This is a genomic window from Deltaproteobacteria bacterium, assembly GCA_020848905.1.
Lineage (GTDB): Bacteria > Myxococcota_A > Polyangia.
The window spans coordinates 320,224-347,049 of record JADLHG010000042.1 but is presented as its reverse complement, the minus strand read 5'-3'; the positions used below and the strand labels follow the sequence as shown (position 1 = coordinate 347,049).

General features: G+C 72.0%; 13 protein-coding genes. 9 read left to right on the top strand and 4 right to left on the bottom strand.

The window, feature by feature from the left end; translation table 11 throughout:
- Positions 1–7: 7 nt before the first annotated feature.
- A complete protein-coding gene (locus IT371_18515) occupies positions 8–1,711 on the top strand; it encodes a cellulase family glycosylhydrolase (protein ID MCC6749666.1) in 1,704 nt (567 codons plus the stop codon).
- Here the strand turns inward: IT371_18515 and IT371_18510 are convergent.
- Positions 1,647–4,040: a hypothetical protein gene (locus IT371_18510; protein MCC6749665.1), complete on the bottom strand. Its 2,394-nt coding sequence runs from the start codon at positions 4,038–4,040 to the stop codon at positions 1,647–1,649. The two genes, IT371_18515 and IT371_18510, sit on opposite strands and share 65 nt — an antisense overlap.
- A 92-nt stretch (positions 4,041–4,132) precedes the next feature.
- Between IT371_18510 and IT371_18505 the strand changes: the two genes are divergently transcribed.
- The 5 genes from IT371_18505 (at position 4,133) to IT371_18485 (ending at position 7,887) form a co-directional block, all read left to right on the top strand.
- Positions 4,133–4,543, top strand: coding sequence for a TIGR02266 family protein (locus IT371_18505; GenBank protein MCC6749664.1), 411 nt, complete (start codon positions 4,133–4,135; stop codon positions 4,541–4,543).
- The gene (gene proC / locus IT371_18500) at positions 4,540–5,361 is read left to right on the top strand and encodes a pyrroline-5-carboxylate reductase (protein ID MCC6749663.1); all 822 of its coding nucleotides are present in this window, start codon (positions 4,540–4,542) and stop codon (positions 5,359–5,361) included. Before IT371_18505 ends, proC begins: the two co-directional genes overlap by 4 nt.
- Positions 5,358–5,651, top strand: coding sequence for a YggU family protein (locus IT371_18495; protein MCC6749662.1), 294 nt, complete (start codon positions 5,358–5,360; stop codon positions 5,649–5,651). Before proC ends, IT371_18495 begins: the two co-directional genes overlap by 4 nt.
- The gene (locus tag IT371_18490) at positions 5,648–7,042 is read left to right on the top strand and encodes a hypothetical protein (protein ID MCC6749661.1); all 1,395 of its coding nucleotides are present in this window, start codon (positions 5,648–5,650) and stop codon (positions 7,040–7,042) included. Before IT371_18495 ends, IT371_18490 begins: the two co-directional genes overlap by 4 nt.
- 113 nt (positions 7,043–7,155) lie before the next feature.
- Entirely contained in the window at positions 7,156–7,887 is a 732-nt protein-coding gene (locus tag IT371_18485) for a hypothetical protein (protein ID MCC6749660.1), read from the top strand.
- 28 nt (positions 7,888–7,915) lie between these two features.
- Here the strand turns inward: IT371_18485 and IT371_18480 are convergent, their stop codons facing one another.
- The gene (locus tag IT371_18480; GenBank protein MCC6749659.1) at positions 7,916–9,835 is read right to left on the bottom strand and encodes an ABC transporter substrate-binding protein; all 1,920 of its coding nucleotides are present in this window, start codon (positions 9,833–9,835) and stop codon (positions 7,916–7,918) included.
- A 44-nt stretch (positions 9,836–9,879) separates the two neighbouring features.
- Between IT371_18480 and IT371_18475 the strand changes: the two genes are divergently transcribed.
- Positions 9,880–10,929 carry a tetratricopeptide repeat protein gene (locus tag IT371_18475; GenBank protein MCC6749658.1) on the top strand — a complete coding sequence of 350 codons (1,050 nt, stop codon included), beginning with the start codon at positions 9,880–9,882 and terminating at the stop codon, positions 10,927–10,929.
- 19 nt (positions 10,930–10,948) lie between these two features.
- Positions 10,949–11,689, top strand: coding sequence for a 23S rRNA (guanosine(2251)-2'-O)-methyltransferase RlmB (gene rlmB / locus IT371_18470; protein ID MCC6749657.1), 741 nt, complete (start codon positions 10,949–10,951; stop codon positions 11,687–11,689).
- Here rlmB and IT371_18465 read toward each other — a convergent pair.
- Positions 11,686–13,482 (bottom strand): ABC transporter ATP-binding protein, encoded by a 1,797-nt coding sequence (locus IT371_18465; protein MCC6749656.1) that lies wholly within the window; start codon positions 13,480–13,482, stop codon positions 11,686–11,688. The genes rlmB and IT371_18465 overlap by 4 nt on opposite strands.
- 23 nt (positions 13,483–13,505) lie before the next feature.
- Positions 13,506–15,335, bottom strand: coding sequence for an ABC transporter ATP-binding protein (locus IT371_18460; GenBank protein MCC6749655.1), 1,830 nt, complete (start codon positions 15,333–15,335; stop codon positions 13,506–13,508).
- A gap of 268 nt (positions 15,336–15,603) precedes the next feature.
- Between IT371_18460 and IT371_18455 the strand changes: the two genes are divergently transcribed.
- Complete coding sequence (locus tag IT371_18455) at positions 15,604–26,790, top strand: tetratricopeptide repeat protein (protein MCC6749654.1); 11,187 nt, start codon at positions 15,604–15,606, stop codon at positions 26,788–26,790.
- The last annotated feature ends 36 nt before the right edge of the window (positions 26,791–26,826 follow it).

Sequence of the window (26,826 nt, the reverse complement as noted above, 5' to 3'; positions counted from 1 at the left end):
CCGCTTCATGATTGGAGAGCGTCCGTTCTATTTCGTGGGAGCGAACCTGAACGTGATGCACCAGGTGGAGGCGCGGCAGCGTTACGCTGCCACGATCTCCGCCGCGGCGGCCGACGGGCTGACCGTGGGCCGGGTCTGGGCCCTCGGCGAGGGGCTCCCCGAGGATCCGGACTGGAAGGCGCGGGACTACCTCTTTCGCACGGGACCTACAGGGTGGCGGGAGGAGGCCTTCGTGCAGCTCGATCGCGTGGTGGCGGAGGCGGGGAAGAAGGGGCTGCGGCTGGTCGTGACCCTCTCCAATCGCTGGAGCGACTACGGGGGCATCCCCATGTATCTGCGCTGGGCGGGCCACCAGGACGTCGAGGCGTACGGCTACAGCGACAGGTTCTTCGAGGACGCCCGGTGCCGCGCCTGGTTCAAAGAACACCTGCGGCGCGTGGTGGGGCGCCGGAACAGCGTGACGGGGGTGCCGTACCGGGACGACCCGACGATCCTGGCCTGGGAGCTGCAAAACGAGATGAACGGCACCCCGGAGGCGGCGGGGGCGCGGCGGGCCTGGATCGTGGAGATGTCCCGCTTCGTGCGCGCCATCGATGCCAACCATCTCGTCGTGCCGGGCCTCATCGGGTACAACCTCCAGCAGGACCGCCGCGAGTGGATCGCGATCAACCGCCTGCCCGAGGTGGCCTTCTGCGACCAGCACAGCTACCCCGAGGAGCACCTGCGGAGTCGCGGTGCGAAGAACCTGGTGCGCTACGTGGACGATCGCGTGCAGCTCGCCCACCACGTCATTGGAAAGCCGATCGTCTTCGGGGAGTTCGGGTTCGACGGCGGGGCGACGGCCGCCCGGCGCGCGGCGTGGCACCATCGATTTCTAGAACGCATATTCTACAATGGCGGAAACGGCGCGCTGGTCTGGATCTACCAGCCCACGCTGAACTGGAAGCGGACCTACCCGGTGCTGATCGACGACCGTCGGCACGGGCCCCTGCGGCGCACCCTGCGGGAGTGGGCTCGGCGCGTCCAGGCCGGGGAGGTCGTGGGGCGGAACCCGCGGCTCGGAGCGGCCCAGGGCGACAGGCCGCTCGCGCCCACGCACGCCATGTTGCGACGGGCGGGCGCCCCCGCCGCGGGCTGGCGCCCTGTAGTCCGAGGTGCAAGGCGTCTGGGGCTCGCCATTCCCGCCGAGCGCTTCGCGGTGGCCTGGTTCGAGGAGGCGGGGTCGTGGGACGGCGGTGTGCTGGTGCACGCCTACGGGCGGCAGACCGGCTGGATCGAATACCGGTTCGTGGGGCCCGGCTTCGTGCCGCGCGAGTTCCGGATCAGGGCGCGGCTCTCCTCGGAGTATCCGGGGCGCTGGGGGCCGCCGCACGGCTACTCGCGGGTGCGCGTGCACCTGGACGGTCGTCCGGTCGGGGACCTCCGTGTGGCCCCGGACGACGGAGAGGGGCGGTGGTACGAGGTGTCCGTCTCCGACGCGGCGCTCTTGCGGCGATTGCGCGGGGGAGTGCACCGCTTGCGCTTCGAGGTCCCCGCGGGTCCCGAGGCCAACGGGGTAGCGATCTACGGCGCCGAGTCGCCGCTGAACCGCGAGCCCGTCGAGGCGCCGGGCCCGATCACCCTCGAGGCCGGGCGGGGGGAGACGGTCAGCGCTCCTCGGCGAGCGAAGGGATCGGGCGCAGAGGCTGCGCCGGGGAAAGGCGCCAGGTGATGCGCGCGAGCCAGTCGGCAGCCTCGAGGCGTAGGCCGTCGGGCGTCCCCGGGGAGGCGCGGAGCGTCGTGAAGGTGCGCGCGGCGTCGGGCAGGCGACCCTCCAGGTACTGACAGATCCCGAGGGCGCGGCGGGCTTCCAGCGCGACCTCGTGCGACGGAAGCGGGAGGGCCAGCGCGCGCTCGAGGGGCGCGATGGCCTCGCCGCAAACGCGGTGCCCGGCGAGCTGCTTCCCGACGAGGTACGGCCCGAGGCCGAGGTCCGGCTGCGCTGCGGCCAGGCGGTGGGCTCGGTGGACGTCCGCCGCGGGGTTTCTGGCCTCTCCCGCGCGCCCGAGGAGGTAGTCGCGCAGCAGGCGGCGAAACTCGGCCGGGCGGAAGAGGGCCCAGCGCTTCAGCGCCAGGAGGCGGCGGCTGGCCGAGAAGCCGGGGAAGGCGGCGGCCGAGGCGTAGGCAGCGCCGGCTTCGGCGAGGTCGTCGGCGCGCCAGCGGAGATCCCCGACCAGCTCCCAGGTGCGACGCCGGAGCGGCGGCGTGAGGGAGGGGTGGGCGAGCGTTCGTTCGCGGAGGGCGAGGGCCTCGCGGAGGCGGCCGGCTCCGGCGAGGAGCTCCATCTGGGCGAGCAAGGGTTCTGGATCGCTCGGATCAAATGCGCAGATGCGGGAGTAGAGGGCCAGGGCCCGCGAGACCTCCTGGCGGTCGTGTTCGCGCTGCGCCTGAGCGCGAAGGTTCGCCACCTCGTGGGCGCAGACCCGGCGGAGGATGCTCGGCCGGCGGAAGGTCTCCTTCGCCAGCTGGAGCTCGTCGGGGGAACGCGGGAGGCGGGAGAGCCACTGCCGCCAATCGGCCCCGAGCGCGCCGACGGGGCGCCCGTAGCTCCGCTCGAAGTCGCCCCCCGAGCGATAGAGGGCGAGGAAGGGGGCGACGCCGTGCTGGGTCAGGAGGTAGCGGCAGAAGGAGCCCGCGAGGGTGTAGCTCCGGGGGCCTGCGTGGGTCCAGAAGCCGAGCCCGAAGAGCTGCTCCAGCGGGGGCGCGAGCCCCGACGCGACGAGCGCCGCGGCCCGCTGGTGCCCGGTCGCATCGTCGGCCGGCGGCCAGTCGAGCGCCACGGCCAGCCCCTCGATGAGGCCCATGTTGAAGCTCGGGTAGGGGAGGGGCAGCCCGGGCGCGCGTCGCCAGGCCACGCTGACCCCGAAGAGGCGGTCGCCGTGGTCCGCGGCGAGGACGTGCACGAGCTCGTGCTTGAGCACGCGGTGCGGGAAGTCCTCGAGCTGCAGATAGACCTCGCGCAGCCAGGGCTTGGCGATGAAGGTCTGCGCCGCCCCCATCAGGCGCCGCTTCTGCTCCGCGCTCTCGAAGAGGTAGGAGCGGATCGGGCGGGCGGTGCGAGGAGGCCCGAGGACCGTGGTGAGCTGGGCGTAGCGCAGCTCGTGGTCCTCGGCGAGACGGTCCACAGCGAGCTTCGGCAGGTGTGCCGGGAAGTAGAGCTCGAAGTGGGGAGTCCGTCGGCTGCCGCCCAGCGTGGACTGCACGTGGCTCGCATCGACGGCGAAGCCGAGAGGGGCGCGAAGGAGAAACAGGATCACGGCCAGGGCCAGCGCCGGGGCGCCCACGAGCGCGGCGGGCCGGTGAAGCCGCAAGGCCTCACGTCGAAGGGAGAGGGTCGCGGGGTCGAAGGCCTGGCAGGCGAGGGCGAGCGCGGCGAGCACCCACGACACGTCGTAGAGCCGGTGCCAGAGGAGCGGGGCGCGGACGGCGAGGTCTTCGTCGTAGAGCGCCCCCGGGAAGTACCCGACGAAGGGGTCGTAGGCGAAGACGGCGGGGTCGACGTAGAAGCGATAGAGGCCCCAGGCGAACGAACAGAGGAGCGTGCCCAGCGCGAGCGCCGTGGCGAGCCGAGGGCGCGGGAGCACGATCCCGGCCAGCACCCCGACGCAGGCCGCGACCGCGGCGCTGGCCAGCGGGAGCAGCGCGAAGAAGGCCACTCCCTTGAGAAAGGCGCAGTTCTGCACGCGGAGGGCGTTCAGCGCGATGGCGGCGAAGGGGAGCACGAGGAGCGCCCACCCGAGGAGCACGGCGCGCCCCGCGAGCAGGGCGAGCACGAAGCCGCGCTCGTGGGTGGCGAGGAGGAGCCCCGCGTCGGAGGTGCGCGAGACCGACACGGTCGCGGAGCCGAGGTGCGCGGCGGCGAAGCTGACCAGGAGCGCCATCACGAGGGAGAACTCGTAGCCGAGGAGGTTGAAGAGGGGAGTCTGGCAGAGGGCGACCGCGGTCGCGGCGAGGAGCGCGGCCCAGACCCAGCATCGGCGGAGGCGCAGCAGGGTCAGCATGGGAGCACGCGGGCCCCCCGGTTTGACAGGGCTCTGCCGCGTGGGCTACGTTTTTCCGCGGCCTTCGGGCACTCACGAGGACTCATGGCACCATGAGCGACAACAGCGATAACGACGACGATCAGAGAGACTATCCGCGCTCACCCATCGAGCTTCGCGTCGAATACCAGAAGTTGAACACGTTTTTCTACGACTACACGCGAAACATCTCGAAGGGGGGAACCTTCATCAAGACACCTCGACCCCTGGACGTGGGGACGGAGTTCATCTTCAAGCTCACCGTGCCGCGACTGGAGGAGCCGCTCCTGCTGAAGGGGCGCGTGCGGTGGATCGTCGTCCCGGCGGACGCGGGGCGGGACCCGTCGCGTCCCGACGCCGGGATGGGGATCCAGTTCGTCTACGCCTCCGACGGCGAGCGACACCAGGTAGAGGAGACCGTCGAGACGCTGATGAAGGAGCAGCTGGGCGAGCGCGCGTTTGCCAAGCTGATGGGGCGCCCATGACGATGCGCGGGACGATTGCGTTCGTGGGCGCGGGGAACATGGGCGAGGCGCTGATTCGGGGGCTGCTCCAGGCGAAGGCGGTGGAGCCGGGGCAGGTGCGCGCGAGCGAACCGAGGGCGGCGCAGCGCGAGCACCTGGCGAAGGCCTACGGTCTGGCCGTGCTGGGTTCCAACGTCGAGGCCGTCCGGGGCGCGGACGTGATCGTCCTGGCGGTGAAGCCGCAGATCATGGACGGCGTTCTCGAGGAGATCGGAGCGGCCGTCCCGCCGAGCGCGCTCGTCGTGTCGATCGCCGCGGGCCGGAGCATCGCCAGCATCGAGAGCCGCCTGCAGCCGGGGGTGCGCGTCATCCGGGCCATGCCCAACGTGGCCAGCCTGGTGGGCGCCGGGGCGACGGGCGTGTCGGGAGGGCGCCACGCGACGGAGGAGGACCTGGGTGTGGCGCGCCGCATCTTCGAGCCCACCGGCCTCGTCGTGGTGCTGGACGAGGAGCTGCAGGACGCGGTGACGGGGCTGAGCGGCAGCGGTCCCGCGTACATCTTCATGGTGATCGAGGCGCTCTCCGACGCGGGGGTGAAGGTCGGATTGAGCCGCTGGGACGCGCACGCCCTCGCCTGCCAGACGGTCTTTGGGGCGGCGAAGCTCGTGATGGAGACGCAGGAGCATCCCGGGCGCCTCAAGGACATGGTCTGCTCGCCGGGAGGGACGGCGATCGCCGCCGTGCACACGCTGGAGGCGGGGGGGCTCCGCACGACCTTGATCAACGCGGTCGAGGTGGCCACGCGGCGCTCGAAGGAGCTCGGCAGCCGCGGCACATGAGCGGTGCGGGGCTCGACATTCGCGAGGGGCCCGACGGGATCACCTTCAACGTCCTCGTGGTTCCCCGGGCGTCGCGCGAGCGCGTGGGACCGGTGGTGGGGGACAGGCTCAAGGTCGCGGTGACGGCGCCCCCCGTCGAAGGAGAGGCGAACGCTGCGGTGGTCGCGCTCCTGGCTCGCGCGCTCGGCGTGTCGCGCCGACAGGTCGAGATCGTCGGCGGCGAGAGCAGCAAGCGCAAGACGGTGCGCGTCCTCGGCGTGGGACGCGACGCGCTCCTCAAGGTGCCATGAGCGCGCGCAGAACCACGTCGAGGTGGCTGCTCGTCGGTGCGCTCGCGGTGGCCGCCTGCGGCGACCCGGGGGTCCTCGACCTGTCGCTCGCCTTCCCCGAGGGGCCGGACCCGCTCGCGAACGTGGATCAGGTGAAGCTGCGGGTGACCGAGCCCGCCGCCGAGGAGCTCTTCCCCGTCGCGGATCCGCGACGGCTTTCCGTGGAGCTCGAAACCTCGGTGAAGGGCGCGGTGGGATCGATCGTGCTCGAGGGTCTCAGCGCGCGAACGCTGGTCGCCCGAGGGGAGACTCCGCCGCTCGTCCTCGGCCCGGATGGGGGGGCGCTCTCGCTGCTCGTCAGTCGCGCGGGCGAGCTCTCGGCGCTCAAGCCGCGGCTCCCGGTCGCGGGTCAGACGATGTCGGTCGCGATCCTGCCGCTCGAGGGGGTGCTCGTCGCGGGCGGAGCCGATCGGGATGGGCGTCCGCTCGCGGGGGCGACCCTCTACGACTTCTTTCACCACGTCGTGGTTCCGCTCCCCGCGCTGCCGGAGCCGCGAGGCGCGGCGCTCGGGGCGGGGTGCGGCAACCGTTGTGCGCTGGTTTGGCTGGGGGAGGCCGACCGGGGCCTTGCGCAGCGGGTGCTGCGCTACGACGGGACCAGCTGGTCGAGCTTCCCTGACGGGCTGGAGGCCACGCAGCGGCGCAAAGGGGCGGCGGCGGTCCTGCTCGAGGACGGCCGCTACCTGGCGGTCGGGGGCGAGGGGCCGAGCGGTCCGCTGGCCACGATCCTCAGGCTCGAGCCCGGCACGGTGGGGGGGGCGAACCCACGCCTCTCGCTCCTGCCGGTCGCGCTGCGCGCGGCGCGGAGGAGGCCGGCCGTGGCGCTCTCCAAGGACGCGCTGCTCGTGGCGGGGGGCCAGCCTGACGGTGCCCCTGCGGCGGAGGTCTACTACCTGAGTGCGGGGAGCTCCGAGACGCTGGTCCTGCCCGGCGGAGCGGTTGCCGAGGGGAGCGGAGCGTGCGCGCTGGCCGACGGACGACTGCTGCTACTGGGCGGGCGAGACCGCGACGGGCGGCCGCTATCGGACGGATGGGTGGTGGACCCGCTCACGCGCAAGACGGACCACTACCCGAAGGCGCTGGCGAAGGGCCGCTACGGGCACGAGCTCGTCCGGTTCGGCGACCACGTCGTGGTGATCGGCGGACGCGACGAAACGGGGGTCGCCACCGAGGCCCAGGTCCTCTCATCGCGCGGGCTCGCCACGCTTCGCACCGTGCCGATGCAGGTGCCCAGGCACGGGCATGGCGTGACGCGCATCGGAAACGGCACGGCCCTGGTCTCGGGTGGCCTCGGCGGCACCGGCGACGCGACGAGCTTGCTCGAGCTCTACCAGACGTTCCTGTCCCCGTAAGCTGCCGGGCTGGCGCTCGGCGGCCGCTGTGCGCTACGATCAGCTGTACACGGATGCGGCGGTCTCTCCCCAGCGCCTTCGCCTTGCTCCTCGGGATCTGCGGAGGCGGATGCGTGTTCGACAGGGGCGGTCTAGGGCGCGGGCTGGACGGCGGTGCCGTCTCGGACACGGTTCAGGGTCTTCCCCGGGGGGACGGGGGCCCCTACGGGGACTCCGTGCCGGCCGACCTGGCGCAGGGGGGAGACGGAGGCTCGACGGGGGGGGACGCCCGGCGGGACGGCAAGGGAGCGGGGGACCTCGGTGCCGCGGACCTGCGGCGCGATGCGGGAGGGCCGAGGCCGGACAGTAGCGTCCTGAAGCCGATCTACGCGCAGGCGCTCGGTCAGGCCTTCCGCAATACCAAGGTCCCGTGCATCGACAACGACGGCAAGAAGAAGGGGGGCGACATTTCGATCGTGGATTCGGCCACGGTGACCTTCGTCCAGGGGACGGTGACGCTGGGCAGCGCGCCGGCGGACACCAAGGCCTGGGTGGGGGGCAAGAGCGCCGTGACGATCGTCTGGGACATCAACGCCTGTGGGGACGAAGACCCTGTCGAATTCGACGGGAGCTGGACCTCCGTCGGGCTGCTCGTGCGCGGGGCGACGCTGGTGAGCGGGCAACTCGTGCTGGCTCCGGGCACGACGATCGCGGATATCGACTTTCTGGACGTGGACTCGTCGGGGATCGTGAGCGGCCAGGATTTCGCCAGGCCCGACGATTCCGAACTCGCGACGAACTACCTGCAACTCGTCGAGCCCGTGCGCGCGGCGAAGCAAGGCGTGCTGACGATGGCGCAGCCCTGAGTCTCTTCCGGTCGCCGCGCCCGCAGCGTTACGGCGAGGGCGCCGGCGGCGCAGAGGGGAGGTCGGCGAGGCGCCCGGCGGTCACGCGGCAGAGCTGCGGCGGGTCCGCGCGCTCCCCGGTGCTGTCGAACCTCACGCGTCCCGTGAGGCCTGGCGCGGCGGAGCGGGCGAGGGCGGCCCGAAGCGCGGCGCGGCCTCGCACGCCCCGCTCGAGGTGGGTTCGGACCACTCCCACCGCGTCGAAGGCCAGCGCTTCCACGAGAGTCGGATACCGCCCGTGCTGCAGGGCGTAGTGCCGGAGGAGCGTGCCGCGGCCGAGGGCCTGGTCGTCGGGACAGTAGCCTGGTGCCACTACGGCTCCTTCGAGCCGCAGCGCGGCGGGCCCGAGCGCCCGCCCTTCGATGCCGTCGGCAGTCGCGATGAGGATCAGCGTGCGACGTGGACCGGCGCGCGCGGTGTCACCCACGGCGATCCCGCGCTGCGCCAGCGCGGCGACGATACGGACCACGCTGCCCACCTCGTCCGGAACGAAGAGGGCCTGGGCCGGGCTGGCGGCGATTCGCGCGGCCGACGCTGCGAGGTTCGCGCTACCGGGCGGAAGCGCCAGCTCGAGCGTTGCGGCGCCGCCGAGCTCCGTCACCTCGGTGCGGGCCTGCAGCGCGAGGCGCTGCCCGCGAGGGGTCTGGGGGGCGAGGACGGCCAGCTTCAACCCGGGGTGTCGAGCGGCGGCGAGCTGGATCAGGCGGCGGACCCGCTGCCCCTCGGAAGGGACCATGCGCAGGACGAGCGGCGAGGCGCCCGTCTCGTCGAGCGAGAGGAACGGCACGCCGTGCTGAGCGGCGAGCTTCGTGGCGCGGGCGGTGTCGCTGCCGGAGGCGGCCACGATCGCCAGCACGCGCTCCTGGTCGATGAGAGCGGTGGCTCCCGGGGTGCCGGCGGCGAGGCTGTTCCGTACCGCCAGGGGGAGCGGCGGAGCGGAGCCAGGGGCCGTGTCGAAGGTTCCCGCGGCGGTCGTCGCGGCGGCGAGCACGAGCCGGGCCCCGCTTCGAGCCGCGCCCGAGAGGGGCAGGAGCAGCCCGAGACTCCGCTCCCCGGCGAACTCGGTGGTGCTCTGCCGCAGGTGCACGCCGTGGGCGTCGCGCGCGGAGGCGCCGCGCTTCAACCAGCGGTCGGCCGCCGCGGTTTGCCCGCGGGCCAGGCGAAGCTCAGCGAGGCGCCGGGTGGCCAGAGCGAAGAGGAGGCTCTCGGCCTTGGCCCCGCGCTGGAGACGTTCCACGTCGGCCTCGCCGAGGTGGTCGTCGATCTCCCGCTCGAGGAGCTCGCGGGCCCAGGTCCGCTCGCTCTGGCGAGAGCTGATGGCGTGAAGTCGGGCCAGGTGGCCGATCGCCTCCGCGTGGTCCTTCAGCTTGATCGAAGAGAGGGCGAGGGCCGCGAGAGCTGCCGCCTGCTGGTCTGCGTCACCGTGGGCAGCCAGGGGACGGAGCCAGCGTCGGGCCTCCTCGTGGGCACCCGCACGAGCCTGGGCCAGTCCGAGGAAGAAGCGGGCCTGCGACGCGGCCGGGGTCTCGTCTTTGGCCTGCGCGTAGGGGGCGAGCAGGTCGCGGGCCGCGTGAGCGCGGCCGCGGGCGAGCGCGATGCGCGCGCGATAGACCTGGGCGATGGGGACGAGCGGGTCGGCGGGCGCCCCGTGGACGAGGGCGCGCAGGAGCGTCTCCGCGCGCTCCAGCGCCCCGGAATCGAAGTGCCGGCGCGCCTCCTGGAAGCGCGCGGCCACCGCCGGATCCCCCGGGGCGCCGGACGGGGGTGTCGGAGCTGGGGGTGCTGCGGCCGGAGTCAGGGGGGCGAGCCAGAGCGCCACGAGGAGAGCCCAGCGCGTCGCGCCGTGGCGCTCTCGGAGCCGCGTGCACAGCGATACGAGCGGCGGGCGCAGGCGGCGACTCGACATCACGACGGCATGCTATACTGCCGCGCGCTATGGCGGAAGAGCGCTCCATGGAGATGGATGCAGTCACTGCGCACCTCGATCGCGGGTGGGATCTGCTCAACCGCGGCGAGCTCGGCGCGGCACGGCTCTCGGCCGACCACATCTTGCGGATCGACGGTGAGAGCCCCGAGGGACACACCTTGCTCGGGGCGATCGTGGCCGCCGAGGGGGACGCGGAAGAGGCCATGGAGCTCTTTCGCCGCGCCATGGACATGGACCCGGAGTATCTCGACGCCGTGCTCTACGCGATCGAGCTGGCGATCCACCCCCTCGAGGATTTCGACGTCGCGCTGAAGCTGTGCGATCAGGCGGCCGACCTGGCGGCGGACGACATCGAGGCGCTGGACGTGCAGCTCCTGCGGGCCGAAGCCTGGTTGGGGGCGGGCGCGCTCGACGAGGCTCGGCGCGCGGCGGGCGGGCTCCCGCCGCCCCCCTTCCCGGACCCGGCCTACTACCTGCGCGCGGGGCGCGTCCTCCTCGAGGTGGAGCTCCGCTCTCGGGCCATCGAGTTGCTCGAAGAAGCGGCGCGGCACGAGGCGACGCGTAGCGACGGGCACTACTTCCTCGGAGTCGCGCTGGAGCTCGAGGATCGGCCGAAGGACGCGCTCGAGCACTTCCTCACGGTGCACACGCTCGACCAGACCCAGCCCGGGGGCGCAGGCGACCTGCCCGCCGGCCAGCTCGACGAGGTGATGCGCCAGGTGGTGGCCGAGATGCCCGAGCCGCTCGGGAGCCTTCTGCGCGGGGCGCCCTGGCGCGTCCTCGACTACCCCGCCGTGGAGCTGGTGGCAGAGGGCTTCGACCCGCGCGCAGCAGTGCTCTTGACCGGAATTCCGGCCGACGAGCCTCCGGCGGGCGGAGCGCGACGGCGCAGGACCGCGGCCCGGCGGCGCGCGCGGTTGAACTGCACCTTCATCTATCGCCGGAACGTGGCCCGCTTCGCGCGGGCGGGCGGTGACGTGCCGGCCGAGATTCACCGATTGCTCGTGCAAGAGGCGGGCTACTTCTTCGCCCTGGACGAGGTCGAGCTACGCCGCTTGCTCGACGCGAGAGCCTGAGGGACCGGTCGGTGTTCTGATGTCGCGCCTCGTCTTCGGTATCCATCCGGTACAGGAGCTGCTCCGTCGGACCGAGCGGCCCGTGCAGGAGCTCCTGCTGGCCCCCGACAGCAAGGTCGGCCCGCTCGTGGCGGCGGCGCAGGCCCGCGGGATCAAGGTCCAGCGCACGACGCGCGAGACGCTGGACGCCCTCGCGGGCGGCAACACCCACCAGGGTGTGGCGGCCGTGACCGGGGATTTCCCGTACCTGGACCTCTACGGGCTGCTGGAGCGACGCGAAGGGACCCCTCTTTTGCTGGTGGTCGACGGAGTGACCGACCCGCAGAACCTGGGCGCCATGTTCCGGTCTGCGCTGGTGCTCGGTGCGACGGGCGTGGTCCTGACCCGCGACCGCTGTGCCGCGATCACCGCCACCGTGGTGCGCGTTTCCTCGGGGGCGACCGAGCACCTCCCCTGCGCGCGCGTGACGAACCTCGTGCGGGCCGTCGAGGAACTCAAGGAGGCGGGGATCTGGGTGGCCGCCGCGGTGGAGCAAGGGGGGACGGAGCCGGCGGCGACGGACCTGACCGGCCCTCTGGCCATCGTCCTCGGGAACGAACACAAGGGCGTTCGGCCGCTCGTGCAGCGGGCGTGCGACCTCAAGCTCACCATCCCCGCCCTGGGGCGCATCGCCGCGCTCAACGTGGCCTCGGCGACCACGGCCCTCTTCTACGAGGCGGCGCGGCAGCGCCGGCAGGCGGCGCGCGCGACGGAGAGCTAGGAAGTGGTCGTGGCGTCCGGGGACGCGATCGTCTCGACGTACTGCAGTCGGTGCAGGTTGGCGTAGAGACCGCCGCGCGCGAGGAGCTCGGCGTGCGTCCCCTCCTCGACGAGGCGCCCCTCCTTGAGGACCAGCACGCGGTCCACGCGCTCGATGGTGGAGAGGCGATGCGCGATGACGATGGAGCTGCGGTTCCGCATCAGCTCGGCGATCCCCGCCTCGATCAGCCGCTCCGATTCGGGGTCCACGCTCGCGGTGGCCTCGTCCAGGATCAGCAGCTCGGGGTCTCGGGCCAGCGCGCGAGCGAAGACCACCAGCTGACGCTCGCCGGCGCTCAGGTTGGCGCCGCGCTCGAGCACCTCCCGGTCGAGAGGTAGGCGCGCGAGGAGTCCCACGCGCTCCGCGGCCTGCACCACGCGGGCCTCGGTCACGCCGGGGTCGTCGAGGACGATGTTGGAGCGCACGGTGCCGGCGAAGACGAAGACCTCCTGGCTCAGCACCACCACCCGCCGTCGGAGCTCTTCGAGCGGAAACGCGCGGAGGTCGACCCCGGAGAGGCGGATCTGGCCCAGGTCGTGCGGATAGAGCCGCGTCAGCAGCCGCGCGAGGGAGCTCTTTCCGGCGCCGGTGGGGCCGACGAGCGCGACCGTCTCCCCCCGGGCCAGGCGAAAGGTGAGCTCCTGCAGGACGGGCCTGCCCGGGTCGTAAGCGAAGCTCACGCGGTCGAGCTCCACTGCGGGAGCGGTCGGATCCGGTCGCGGGGGCGTCCCACTCTCGGGGGTCGCGTGAAGGTCCGGCTCGTCGGTGTCGAGCAGCTCGAAGACCCGCTCCGCGGCCGCCATCGCCTGCTGCATCACGGCGTATTTGGCCGAGAGGTCGCGAATGGGGACGAAGAAGCGCTGGGCGTAGTCGATGAAGGCCACGAGCAGGCCAAAGGAGACCATCCCGCCGGAGCGTCCGAGTCCGCCGAACCAGAGGAGGGAGGCCACGGTGAGCGTGCCGAGGAGTTCGACGAGCGCGTAGAGCGCGGCGTCGTAGCGAATCGCCCCGCGGTAGACGTCGCGGAAGGACCGGTTGGCCTCGTCGAAGGCGAGCTCGGCCTCCCTTTCGCGGCCGAAGATCTGGATCACCTTCATCCCCGAGATGTGCTCCTGCAGCGTGGCGTTGATGTGAGCCAGGCGTTGGCGAATGAGGCGATAGGCGCGCCGCAGGGCCCGCTGGAAGAGCAGCACCACGGCCAGGAGGACCGGCAGCACCATGAAGGTCAACGCCGCGAGGCGGGCGTCGAGCCAGAGCATCACCGCCACGATCGCCGCGAGGGTCACGAGGTCGCCCACCAGCGAGACGAGACCCGCGTTGAAGGCCTCGGCGATGCTCTCCACGTCGTTGGTGACGCGGGTGATGAGGCGTCCGGCGGGGGTGCGGTCGAAATAGGCGCACCTCAGGCGCACGAGGTGGCCGTGCACTACGACGCGCAGGTCGTGCATGGCGCGTTGCCCCGCGAGCTGCAGGACCACCGCGTGGGCGAAGCCGACGAGGTGGTCGAGCACGTAGACGAGCACCAGGCCGATCGCCAGGCCGGGCAGCACCTCGAAGTGCCGAGGGACGATGGCCCGGTCGATGGCGAGCTTCAGCAGGTAGGGGGGGAGGAGCTGCAGGGCCGAGGAGACGGGGAGCAGCAGGAGCGCGAGCAGGAGGTGCTTGCGATGCGGCTTGAGGTAACGCCAGATGCGACGCACCAGGCGCCCATCGAAGCCGGCCGGGCTTCGAGCCGCCGCCTCGCCGCGAGCGATGCTCTCCGAGCCGGGACGCTGGCTCACGCGCCGCCTCCTGCCGGCTCGTCCAGGCCCACCTCGTGCGCCAGGCGCTGGCGTTCGTAGAGCTGGGCGTAGTGGCCGCCGCGAGCGAGGAGCTCCGCAGGGGTGCCACGCTCGACGACGCGACCCTCTTGCAGGACCACGACCTGGTCCGCGTGCTGGAGCGCAGAGAGCCGATGCGAGACGAGAAAGGTCGTCGTGCCGGCGAGGAGGTCACGTAGCCCGACGAGGATCTGGCGTTCGGTCTCCGCGTCCACGGCGGAGAGCGAGTCGTCGAGGATCAGGATCGGGCGGCGCGCGACGAGCGCGCGGGCGAGGGCCACGCGCTGGCGTTGACCACCCGAGAGCGTGACCCCACGTTCGCCGACGACCGTGTCGATCCCCTCGGGGAAGGCGCCGAGGTCGTTTTCGAGGCCAGCCGCGTGGGCGGCGAGGAGGATGCGGTCGCGCGCCTCGGGGGTGGAGGCGTCGACGGCGCCTCCGAGGCCGTGCGCGATGTTCTCGGCGATCGATAGCGAAAAGAGGAACGGATCCTGCGGGGCGTAGGCGATCGACCGGCGCAGCGCGGCCACGGGGAGCGCGTTCACGTCCTGGCCCCCGACGAAGAGCGTTCCGGTCGGCACCGGCAGCAGGCGCGCCAGCGCCTCGGCGAGGGTGCTCTTCCCCGAACCGACGCGGCCCACGACGGCGCAGAGCGTGCCCGCGGGGACCTCGAAGCGGAGATCTTGCAGCACGGGCCGTTCGCCGAGGGTGACGGAGAGCCCGCGCAGTTCGATGGCGCGAGGGGTTGCGAGGGCGGGGTCGGTAGCGCCATCTGTCGGGGCGTCGTTCGTACCGTCCGAAAGGGCGCTTCGCGCGCCGAAGAGCTCGGCCAGCCGCTGCCACGACGCGGCGCCGCGCTGCCAGATGGAGACCATCCAGCCGATGGCCAGGGTCGGCCAGGCGAGGCTCGCGACGTAGAGGTTCAGCGCCACGAGGTCTCCCAGCGTCAGGCTCCCCTGCATCACCCGGCGGCCACCCATCCAGAGGACCAGCACCAGGCTGAGACTGGCGCCGACGCCGACGACGGGGAGCATGGCGCTGCGCCAGGCGGCCAGTCCCACGGCCTGGTCGCGGTACTCCCGGGACCCCTCGGCGAAGCGGTCGGCGCGCAGCCGCTCGAGCTGGTAGCTCTTCAGCTCGCGGATGCCGGCGAGGTCTTCCTGCACGTCGGAGGTCATGCGCCCCATCGCTGCCTGGAGTCGGCTGCTGCGGGCGTAGATGCCGCGGGCGAAGGTGCGGGCCCCGAGCATCAGAAAGGGGTAGGGGAGCAGCGCGAGCAGGGTGAGCCGCGCGTCGATCCGCAGCATGAGAGGCAGGGCCACGGCGTAGGCGAAGACCGTGTTCGCGGCGTGCAGGATCCCCGGTCCGAACATGGCGCGCACGGCGGAGAGGTCGTTCGTGAGGCGCGACATCAGCTCGCCCGTCGGGTAGCGCCGGTAGAAGGCGGCGTCGAGGCGAACGAGGCGTGCGAAGAGCGAGGACCGGATCTCGTACTCGGCCTCGCGGCCGGCGTTGAAGATGAAGACCCGGGAGAGGACCCGGATCAGCGCCTGCCCCGTGGCACACGCCACGATGAGCAGCGCCAGGCGGCCGATGCGTCCGGCGGAGGCGTCCTGTCCGAGGGCTTCGATCGTGCGCTTGACGATCCAGGGGATGGATTGCGCGAGGAGGTTCGTCACCACCAGGCAGAGCACACCGACGGCGATCCAGCCCCGATAGCGGGCCAGGAAGCGGAGCGGGGAGGGGAGCCTGTCCACAGGCTCGTGCGACGCGGTCGGGCGGGACATCGAGCGGGCCAAGGCTGGTCGGATCTCTTTGCCGTGTCAATGGGTTAACGCGACGGCGGCGCGCGTCGCGGGGGTTGAAGGGATGTGGGTTGTGCTGCTACCATCCCCGCGCTGGAGCGCATCCGAACGAAACCCGAGGGGCCCCCGAGGCTCGACTCCGGCGGACCGTCGTTGAAGCACGAAACCTTTCCTCCTAGCGCGGCAGGGGCGTCTCAGAGGTGCGTACGTCGCTCACGCACCAGGGCTCTCGCCGAGGTGAGATAGCACGATGAACGCCGATATCCAGCGGATGCTCGAGACGTTGCGGGACCATCCTCAGGACCGCGAAGTGCTGGGCTCACTCGCGTCGCTACTCGAGCAGCCTGCGGTGAGCTCGACGGAGGTTCCGGCCCAGCTCGACGCGAGCCGCGAGCACCATCGCGCCCTCGGCGAGTGGGCGGTCGTGCTCGGCCTGGTGGAGCTGGAGCTCCGTATCTGCAGCGACCCCGGCCGCCGCGTGGAGCTCCTGCGGCAGAAGGGGCGCGTCCTCAAGGACGAGCTGCTCGACGAGGAGGGCGCCATTCGCACCTTCGAGCAGGTCCTCGCGCTCCAGCCGGAGGACGCGAAGGCGCAGGAGGACCTGGCCCACATCCGGCTCGTCCGGGAGAACTGGGAGAAGATCGCGGCCAAGTACGTCGAGGAGGCGCAGGACGCCACGGACCGCCAGCTGGCTACCTCGCTCTTCGTGGCGGCGGCGGAGGTCCTGTGGTGCCGGCTCCCTGATTCGCCTCGCGTGGAGGAGTACCTGCGGCGAGCCCTGGAGGTCGACCCGCGCAGCCGGAAGGCGAGCGCCCATCTGGAGCGCTGGCTGCGGCAGGCGGGGCGGTTCAAGGAGGTCGCTGAGCTCCTGGAGCAGCGGGCTTCCGTCGCGGTGAGTCGGGAGGAGCGCGTCTCGGCCTTTCTGGCGGCGGGCGAGCTGTGGGGCAGCGAGCTGCGGCAGGCGGACAGCGCGGCGGACTACTTCCGGCGGGCGCTGGCGCTCGACCCCGCCAACCCGCGCGCGCTGCGGCACCTCGTGGGTGTCTTGACGGCGCAGGAGGCCTGGCCTCAGCTCGTGAGGGTCTACGAGGACGCCCTGCGCGCTCAGCCTCGGGGCGAGACCGAAGCGGGGACCCTGCTGCAGATCGGCCAGATCTACGGACGAAAGCTGGGGGAGCTCGACAAGGCCGAGGAGTACTTCCGCAGGGTGCGCAAGCTGGATCCGGCGCAGCCCGTGATGCTCGAGTTCTACCGCGAGTGGTATCGACACAAGGGAGAGCCCGCGAAGGTGCTCGCGCTCCTGGATGCGGCGCAGCGGGCGGTCACCGACGTCGCGCGGCGGACGGAGATCGTGCGGCAGATGGCCGAGGTGGCGGAGCAAGAGGGGGGCAACCTCGAGAAGGCGATCGACCTCTGGAAGGGACTTCAGCGGGCCGACCCGCGGAGCTCCGACGCGTCGAAGGCGCTCCGACGGCTCTATCGTCGGACCTCTCCGCCGAAGTGGAACGCGCTGCGCGAGCTGCTGAAGGACGAGATCGACGCCCTCGGGGAGGGACAGACCGAGGAGAAGATCCGGCTGCTCTTCGAGGTGGTCGAGATCTATCGCGACCACCTGAAGCTGGACGTGATGGTGATCAACACCTATCACGCGATCCTGGCGCTGAAGCCCGATCACGCGGAGGCGCTCGCGGCACTGGCCGAGAAGTACGAGACGATGGGGCGCTGGAACGACCTCATCGCGCTCCTGCAGCGACGCAAGGAGCTCGAGTGGGACGTGGCCCGGCGCATCGAGCTTCTGCACCGGATCGCCGCGATCTGGGTCGAACGGCTCGGCAACCAGGGGCAAGCGACGGTTCCGCTGCAGGAGATCCTGAGCCTCGACCCGACGGAGGAGCGGGCCTCGGGGCAGCTCCGGCAGATCTACGAGAAGCGTCGCAGCTGGCGGCAGCTCCTCGATCTCTTGCGCGCCGAGGCGGCCCATCGCGATCCGACGGGGCGCCGGGCGCTGCAGCGGGAGATGGCCCACCTCGCGGCCGAGCGGATCGGCGACGTGGGAGAGGCGATCCAGGTCTGGAACGAGGTGCTCGCGGACGACGCGAGCGACGAGGAGGCCCTCCGCGCGCTCGGCGAGCTCTACCGTCGGGAAGAGCGCTGGCCGGCGTACGCCGAGGTGCTCCATCGGCAGCTCGAGTCGGCGGGCGCGAACGAAGGGCAGGCCGTGCTCCTCCTCGAGCGACTCGGGGACCTCTACGCGCATCACCTGGAGGCGCCGGGAAACGCGATGGCGACCTGGAAGGCGCTGCTCGCGCTGCGGCCGAGCCACGGGCCGGCGCTCGCGTCGCTGCGGGAGCTCCTCGTGCGCGAGCGGCGCTGGGAGGAGCTGGAGGAATTCCTCGGGGAGAGGGGACAGTACGGGGAGCTCGCGGAGGCTCTCACGGTTGCCGCCGACCGATCCGAGGACGCCGAGCTGAAGGTGCGGCTCTATCGACGGGTGGGGCAGCTCTGCCAGGTGCAGCTCAAGAGCGCCGAGCGGGCGATCAAGGCCTACGAGCGCGTCCTGGCGGTGGATCCCGAGCACGTGGAGGTCTGCGAGATCCTCGTGCCGCTCTATCAGGCGGGCGCCAAGTGGGGGCGCCTGCTCTCCACCTACGAGACGCTCTTGCAGCACGCGGCCGAGGAGTCGGAGCAGCTGCGGTTGCTGGGCGAGATCCGTCAGCTCTGTGAGCGACAGCTGGGATCCAAACAGCTCGCCTTTCACGCGGCGGCGCGGGCCTTCGCGCTGACCCCCGACGACGCGGCGGCGAAGGCCGAGCTCGAGCGGCTCGCGGTGGATTCGGACGCCTGGGAAGAGCTCCTGGACGTCTACCAGCGGCAGCTGGACGGAGCGCGAGAGGCGCCCCAGCAACGGGTGTGGCTGCGCCAGCTCGCGGAGCTGGCCGGAAACCGCCTGCGGCGCCCCGAGCTGGCCGAGCAGTTCTATCGGCGACTTCTCGCCGCCAGCCCCGAGGATCGTGGCTGCCTGGCTGCGCTCGAGCAGATCTATAGCTCGACGCAGCGGTGGGTGGAGCTCGTGGAGGTTTGCGAGCGACAGGCCGCCGCGGAGACGGCGGTGCGGACGCGCGTGGACCTCCTTTTCAAGGTGGCCTACCTGCAGGAGGAGCGACTCGGCGACCCGCTGGCGGCGATCCGGACCTACCAGGCCATCGCGGCGGTGGATCCCGCGAACCTGCGGGCCCTCAAGGCGCTCGAGCGGCTGCACCAGGTCCGGGGGAGCTGGCCCGAGCTCGTCGAGGTACTCGGGCGGGAGCTCGAACACGCGACCGGCAAGGACGCCAAGGTGGATCTCCACTACCGCATGGGGGAGATCCTGGCCAACAGCCTCGGGGACCGGGCCAAGGCGATCCAGGCCTACGCCGAGGCGCTGGCGCTCGACCCCGTGCACAGGGGGACGGTTGTGGCGCTCGAGGCGCAGCTCGGGGCGCCCGGCGACCACCAGGTGATCGTCGCGCGGCTTCTGCGCCCGTTCTACGACCGTACCGAGGAGTGGCCGAAGCTCGTGCGCGTGGTCCAGACCCTCCTCGAGGGGGAGCGGGATCCGGCAGAGCGCTTGAATCTGCTGAAGCGTCTGCAATCGCTCTACACGCGGCGGCTGGATCAGCCCGAGGGGGCCTTCGAGATGGGCCTCGAGATCCTCGTGCTGGATCCCGCGGACACCGAGAACCGACGGGAGCTCGCCGCGCTGGCGGACCGCCTGGGACGCCACGAAGCGCACGCGCTGGCCCTCGCGGAGGTCCTCGCGACGCTGGACGCGCAGCGGTCGGCGCTGGAGTTGCCGCTGCGCTGGGAGCTCGCCCAGGTCTTCGACGACAAGCTCGGCAAGCCGGAGCGGGCGGAGCCCGAGCTACGGCGCATCCTCGTCCTGCACCCGATTGACGCCGCGGCCTCGACGCAGCTCGAGCGGATCCTGCGGGACGGCGCCCGGTGGGGCGAGGTACGTGACCTGCTCCATCAGCGGCTGGAGGTCGCCGAGGCGCTTGCGGCGCGGCGAGAGATCCTGATCCAGCTCTGCGCGCTCAACGAAGATGCCCTGGGTGACACGGACGCGGCGATCGGCACCTACGAGGCGCTGCTGCGACTGAGCCCCGACCACGCGCCGGCGCTGCGCGCCCTCCAGCGGCTGTATCGCGAGGCGGGACGATGGTCCGAGCTGGACGAGCTCCTGGGGCGGGAAACAGAGCTGGCCAGCGATCCGCAGGTAATCGACGAGCTGCGCTTCCGTCGCGCGGAGGTGCGCGTGACCAAGCTCGGGAACGCGGCCGGCGCGGTGGAACTGCTGGAGGCGGTGCTGGCCCGGGACCCGGAGCACGACGGCACGCTCGCCCTGTTAGAGGGCTTGCTCGGCGAGCCTGGCCTCGAGGAGCGCGTGGCGCGCGCGCTGGAGCGGGCCTTCGAGCATCGCAAGGAATGGGAGAAGCTGGTGGCGGTCCTGCTGCTCCGGCGAGGGCTTTCTGCCGACCGGCACGAGGTGCTCGAGCTGCTCGCACGCGCCGCGGCTCTGCAAGAGGACCAGCTCGGCAACCACGAGGCGGCGTTCGCCACGCTGCAGCAGGCCGTGCTGCTGGAGCCGACCCGGCCGGAGTTCCGGCAGGGCGTGGACCGGCTGGCAACGCAGCTCGGGCGCTTCGAAGAGGCCGCCGAGACCTGGCGCAAGAGCGTGGAGCTCGTCCCCGTCGAGGACCTGACCCTGCGCGGCGAGCTGCTCGCCAGTCTCGGCTATCTGGAGGAGGAGCGGCTCGGACAGCCCGACCGCGCGCGCGCCACCTTCGAGCGGCTCCTGGCCCTGGATCCCGACCACCTGCCCACCGCGCAGCCGGCTGCGGCGGCGCTCGTGCGGCTCTACGAGCGAAGCGCCCAGTGGGTGCGACTCGTGGAGGTGCTCGGCATGCAGCTCCGCTGGGCGGAGGACGCGGCCACGCGCTGCGAGCTCCTCCAGCGGATGGCCCAGGTCCAGGAGGAGATGCAGCGGGACCCGGATCGGGCCATCGAGACGTATCGGCAGCTCCTCGACGAGGATCCCGCGAACGAGCGGGCGCTGGACGCGCTCGAGCGGCTCTATACGGCCGCGCACCGCTACCGGGATCTGATCGAGATTCTGCGCCGGCGGGTGGAGCGAGCCTCCCCCGAGGCCCGACGCGGGCTGTGGGTGCGGATCGCCGAACTCTGGGAGCACCAGCTCGGCGACCGTGATGAAGCGACCGCGGCCTACCTGACCATCCTGGACGCGTTTCCGACGGACGTGCCGAGCCTGTCGGCCCTGGCTCGCCTCTACCGCGTCGCGCAAGGGTGGCTCGACCTGCTCGAGATGATCGAGCGACTGATTCCGCTGGTGCCGGAGGAGGAGCGGCTCGCGCTGCACCTGCAGGCGGCGGCGCTGCAGCACCGGGAGCTCGCGAACCCGGGTGCGGCCATCGACCGCTACCGCAAGATCCTCGAGCTCGCCCCGGACAACGAGCCCGCAAGGCTGGCTCTCGAGGAGCTGCTCGAGGAGCCTGCGTGCGGTGCCACGGTGGCCGAGATCCTGGCCGACCTCTACGCCAGGCGCCAGCGCGTCGCGGATCTGATCCGGATCCGCGAGCTTCAGGCCCAGCGCGCCGAGCACGGCGAGCGTGTGCGCATGCTCCGCAGCGTCGCCGCCATCTACGAGGAGCAGCTCGAGGATCTGCCGCGCGCCTTCGAGGCGTATCAGCGGGCCCTGCGCGCGAGCGTGTCGGAGGGAGAGCTCCCCGCCGCGGTGCGTGAGGTCAGGCGACTAGGCTCGCAACTCGAGCGCTGGTCGGAGCTCGTGGAGGTGGTGGAGGGGATCCTCCCCGAGGTGCTCGACGCGGAGCTCCAGCGGGAGCTGCGCCTCGAGGTGGCCGCGCTGGCGCGAGACCGCCTGGGGGATTCGGCGCGCGCGAGGCAGCACTTCTTGCAGGTACTCGAGTCCGAGCCGGGGCACGCGGGGGCGCTCACCTCCCTCGAGGAGCTCTATCAGGCGCAGGGGCAGTGGGAGGCGCTCTACGAGGTCCTGCAGCGAAAGCTGGAGCTCGAGGCCGGCTCGGAGGCGCGGATCGAGCTGCTGCTCCGGGCGGCCGTCCTCTGTCGTGACGCGCTCTCGCGCCCCTCGGCGGCTATCGCGGAGTACGAGCGGGTGCTGGAGCTCGAGCCCAACCACTCGGGGGCGCTCGAGGCCCTGGATCCGCTCTACGCCGGAGAAGGGCGCTGGCAAGACCTGGCCGCCCTGCTCGAACGCCGGATCCCTCGTGCCACCGACCCGGAACGGCAGGTGGCGCTCACGTTGCGGCTCGCGAAGCTGCGCGCCGAGGAGCTCGCAGACCCGGCGCAGGCCCTGCGGGCCTACCGCGACGTCTTGCGCCTCGACCCCGACCGGGGCCCGGCCGTGGCGGCGGTGGAGGCCTACCTCGAGGACGCCGAGCTGCGTGCCGAGGCGGCGCGCGTCCTGGAGCCCCTCTACGCCGCGCGGCAGCAGTGGCCGAGCCTGATCCGGATCTACGAGATCCGGCTCGCGGCGGCGGAGGATGCCGAAGCACGCCTCGCGCTCGCGACCCGCGTGGCGCAGCTCTACGAGGAGCAGCTCGAGGACCTGGATGGCGCCTTCGTCTGGTACGGCAAGGTCTTTCTCGATCGTCCGGAGGACCATTCGCTACGCGACCAGCTCATTCGCCTGGCCGGGATCCTGGACCGCTGGCGTGAGCTCGCGGAGGTCTTCGGGCGGTATCTCGAGCAGGTCGAGCATCCCACCGACCATAGCCGCACCATTACCTTGCTGGTGGGGATGATCTTTGAGGAGCGCCTGCAGGAGTGGGAGCCGGCGCGCGATTTCTATCAGCGGATGTGGCGGCACGACCGCACGGACGTGGAGGCCTTCGGGCAGCTCGAGCGGCTGCTCACCCGCTTCGATCGCTGGCACGAGCTCCTCGAGCTCTACCGCGAGGCTGCCGACGACGCCCTGGATCCAGGGCTGCGGCGCGAGCTGATCTTGAAGGTGGCGCGCGTCTGGGAGGAGGCGCTCGAGAACCTGCCCGAGGCGATCGAGGCCTACCGCTCGGTGCTCGAGCAGGACGAGCAGGATCCGGAGCCGCTCGCCGCGCTGGACCGCCTGTACACCCAGACGGGGCGCTTCGAGGACCTCTGCGCGCTCTTGCAGCGGCAGCTCGAGTTCGAGCGCGATCCGGTGATCCTCGTCGAGAGGAAGTACCGGCTGGGGACGATCCACGAGCAGAAGCTACGGGACCTGCCGACGGCCATCGACTTCTACGAAGAGGTCCTGGCGCGGAACCGCGACCACCTGCCTGCCATCGCGGCCCTGGAGCGGCTGGTCCTGGATCGCGACCAGCGTTTTCGCATCGCTCAGATCCTCGAGCCGGTGTACCGCGCGCAGGACGAGTGGGCCAAGCTGGTGGTGATCTACGACGCCCAGCTCGAGTTCATCGACGACCGGGATCGGCGGGTCGAGCTGCTGAAGGAGATCGCGCGCCTGCACGAGGAGCGGGGGGGCTTCGTGGAGCTGGCCTTCCGGGCGCTGGCGCGGGCCTTCGAGGAGCAGTTCGGCGACGAAGGGCTCCTGGCGGGGCTCGAGCGGCTGGCGGCTCGGCTCGGGAACTGGGGCGAGCTGGTCGCGCTGCTCGATCGGGGAGCGGCGGGCGATCACGACGCGGAGCTGCGGGCGCAGATCCACGCGCGCTCGGCGGAGCTGCGCGAAGCGTACCTCGGGGACAAGGTACAGGCGGTGGAGGCGTGGCGGCGGGTGCTCGCGGTGCGCGAAGAGGATACGCGGGCGCTCGACGAGCTCGTCCGACTCCTCGACGAGCTGGAGCGCTACGACGAGCTGGTGGAGATCCTGGCCCGGAAGGCCGACGTCACCGTCGACGGTGCGGCGCAGCGGGCGGTGTTCGCGCGTCAGGCGGAGGTGTTCGAGCAGAAGCTGAGCAGCCCCGAGCGGGCGATCGAGGCCTGGCAGAAGGCGCTGGCGATCGAAGAGGACTGGCCGGCGCTGGAGGCGCTCGACCGGCTCCACACGGTGACGGGGAACTGGGCGCGGCTCGTGGAGATCTGCAGGCGGAAGCTCGAGCTCGGGGGACGGCCCGAGGAGGAGCGAGGACTGCTCCTCCGGATGGCAGAGACCTACGAGACGCGCCTCGCGCAGCCTGCGGAGGCCATCTCCTCCTACGCCACGCTCGTCCAGCGCGACCCGGCGGATCGCGGCGCGCTGGAGGCGCTGGACCGCCTCTACACCCAGGAGCGGCAGTGGGTGGAGCTTCTGGAGATCCTGGACCTGAAGACGGGTCTCGCCGGCCCGTCGGCGGAGGCGTCGGGGCTCACCTTCCGCGCCGGCGCGGTCCTCTGGCACGAGCTCGGGGATCCCGGGGCAGCGATCGATCGCTTTGCGACCGTGGTGGCGGCGGATCCGCACCACGAGGCGGCGCGGGACGCGCTCGAGCAGCTCCTGCAGGACGAGGGGCACCGGGGGCGCGTGGCCGACGTGCTGGAGACGCTCTACGTGCGAACCGGGGAGATGGAGCGGCTGGCCGCAGTCCTCGAGGCGCGCCTCCGCGGGACCGAGGAGGTCGGGGCGCGGCTCTCGCTCCTGCGCCGGCTGGCGGAGCTGCGAGAGCTGCAGCTGGAGGATCCGCGGGGGGCGTTCGGCGCCTATCTGAGGGCCTTCGCCGAGGAGCCGGGCGATGACCGGGTACGCGCCGAGGTGGCTCGGCTTGCGGGAAGCCTGGGGTGTCACGACGAGCGGGCAGCGGCCTACGAGGAGCGCCTGACGGGCGTCTTCGACAGCGTGCTCGGGCGTACGCTGCACCTCGAGGCGGCCGCGCTGGCGGAGGAGCGGCTTGGAGACCTGGACGCTGCGGAGCGTCACTACCGCGCGGCTCTCGAGTGCGGCGGCGACGAGCTCGTGCCGTTGCGGGCCCTGGACGCGCTGCTCACGCGCCGGGAGCGGTGGGCTCCTCTGGCCGAGGTGCTCGAGCGGCTGGCGCCGCAGGTCGGAGGTGCCACCGAACAGGCCGAGCTACTGGCGCGGCTCGGGCGCCTGCGACTGGAACAGCTCCACGAAGTGCCCGGGGCCTTCGCGGCGCTCCGCGACGCGCTGGGGCGGGATCCTGCCCACAGTCAGGCCGCGGAGGTCATGGAGCGGCTCCTGAGCCACGACGCGCATCGCGTGGCCGTGCTGGACGTGCTGGAGCCGATTTTCGAGCAGGCCCGGCGCTTCGAGAAGCTGGTCGAGCTCCTCGAGGTGCGCCTCACCACGCTCGCGGCGTCGGAGGATCGGGTGGGGCTCCTCGAGCGCATCGGCTGGATCTGCGAGCAGGAGCTCGGGCAGCCGGCGCGGGCCATGGAGGCGCTCGGTCGCGCGCTGGCCTGCGACCCGGGAAACCTTCACCTGCTCGACGAGCTCGAGGCCCTGGCCGTGCAGCTCGGTCAGTTCGCGGGGCTCGTGGAGCTTGGGCGCCAGCTGCTGGCCCAGGGACTGGAGGCAGAGGCCGCGCGCGAGCTCGGATTGAGAATGGCCTCGCTCTGTCTGGACAAAGTCAGTGATCTTGCCGGAGCGGCCGAGATGTTTCGAGACGTGCTGGAGGTGTCGCCCGCGCACCCGACGGCGCTCGGAGCGCTCGAACGTATCTATCGCGCTACGGGCGAGACGGCTCGCCTGGCCGAGGTGCTCTGGCAGCGGAGCGAGGCGGAGTACGACGTGGCGCCGAAGCGCGGGCTCCTCGCCGAGGTCGCGCGGCTCAGGGAGGCGGCGCTCGACGATCCCGCCGGGGCGATCGTGGCGTGGCGGGCGATCCTGGACCTGGATGAGGGCGATGCCGACGCGCAAGAGGCGCTGGCGCGGCTCTACGAACAGAGCAAGCAGTGGGAGCTCTTCCTCGAGGCGCTGGAGCGGCAAATCCGCTACGCGGACCAGCCCGCGCGGCAGGTGGAGCTGCGTCACCGAGCGGCCGAGGCGGCGCTGACCCATTTCGGGGACGCGGACCGCGCGGTGGACTTCTATCGCGACGTGTTGGATCTGGATCCCGACGAGCCGGTCGCCCTGGCGGCGCTGCGGCGGATCTACTCTGAGCGCGAGGACTGGAGCTCGGTGGAGGAGATCCTGCTGCGGCAGCTCGAGCAACGGCAGGGGGAGGCGGCGCAGGCCCTGCGGGTGGAGCTCGCCGACCTGGCCGAACGGCAGGGGAACCTGGAGGGGGCAGCGGAGCAACTCCAACACGTGCTGCGCGCGGATCCCACGAGCGGCGTGGCCTGGGATCGCCTGGAGGAGGTGCTGCGTCGGGCGGAGAAGTGGCGCGACGCGGTGGAGCTGCTGCGGCGCCGGGCCGAGCAGCTCAGCCTGATGGACAACGAGGAGGCTGCCACGCAGTGCCTGCTGGCCGCGGCGCGCCTTTACACCCAGCAGCTCGAGGATCCGGAGGCTGCGGCGGGGATCCTGGAGAGTCTTCTGCGGCAGAACCCCCAGCACGTGGGGGCGCTATCGGAGCTCGCGAGGATCTACGAGGCCGGACAGCAGTGGCCGCGCTGCCTGGAGATCCTCGAGCAGGCGCGGGCGCTCGGACCGCAGGCGCGCGAGGCGGCAGAGCTGGAGCACCGGTTGGGGCGCGTGCGGAAGGAGCTGGGTGAGCCGGCCGAGAGGGTGCAGGCGCACTACGAGCGCGCCCTGGAGCTTGACCCCGAGAACGCCGATGCGGCCCGGGATCTCGAGGCGCTCGCGCGGCAGCGCGGAGACTGGGCGCGCGTCGCGAGCCTGCTCGAACGGCGCGCGGAGAAGGAGGGCGCCGCGGGCCAGCTCGAGCTCTTCCGCGAGCTCGGGCGGCTGTACGCCGAGAGGCTCGGTCGGCCGGATGCCGCGGCGAAGGCTCTGTCGCGCGCGCGAGAGCTCCGACCGGACGACGCGGAGATCCTGGCGGCGCTCGCGGAGGCCCACATCGCCGCGAACCGCCTGGACGAGGCGGCTCCGCTGCTGCAGGCCCTGATCGACAAGGCGGGCAGTCGGCGCAACCGCTCGGTGGCCCGCTACCATCACTTCCTGGGGGTGATAGCCGAGCGGGGCGGTGACCTGGCCGGGGCGCGCACGGCGTACGAGCAGGCCAACCGGGTGGACAGCACGTTTGCCCCGACGCTGGTGGCCCTCGGGACGCTCTACATGGCGCACGAGGAATGGGAGGCCGCGCGGCGGATCTACCGTACGATGTTGCTGCAGAACTCGGACGAGGGGGCCGGGGTGTCGCGGTCGGAGGTCTTCTATCGCCTGGGGCGCGTGCACGCGGCGCTGGGCGAGACGAGCAAGGCGCTGGGCATGTACGAGCGGGGTCTGGAGGCCGAACCCGGCCGCGCGGACCTGCAGGCCGCCATCGCGGAGCTCAAGGGGAGATAGGTGCGGCGGCGCCGCGCTGGGCGCCGTCGCAGGAGT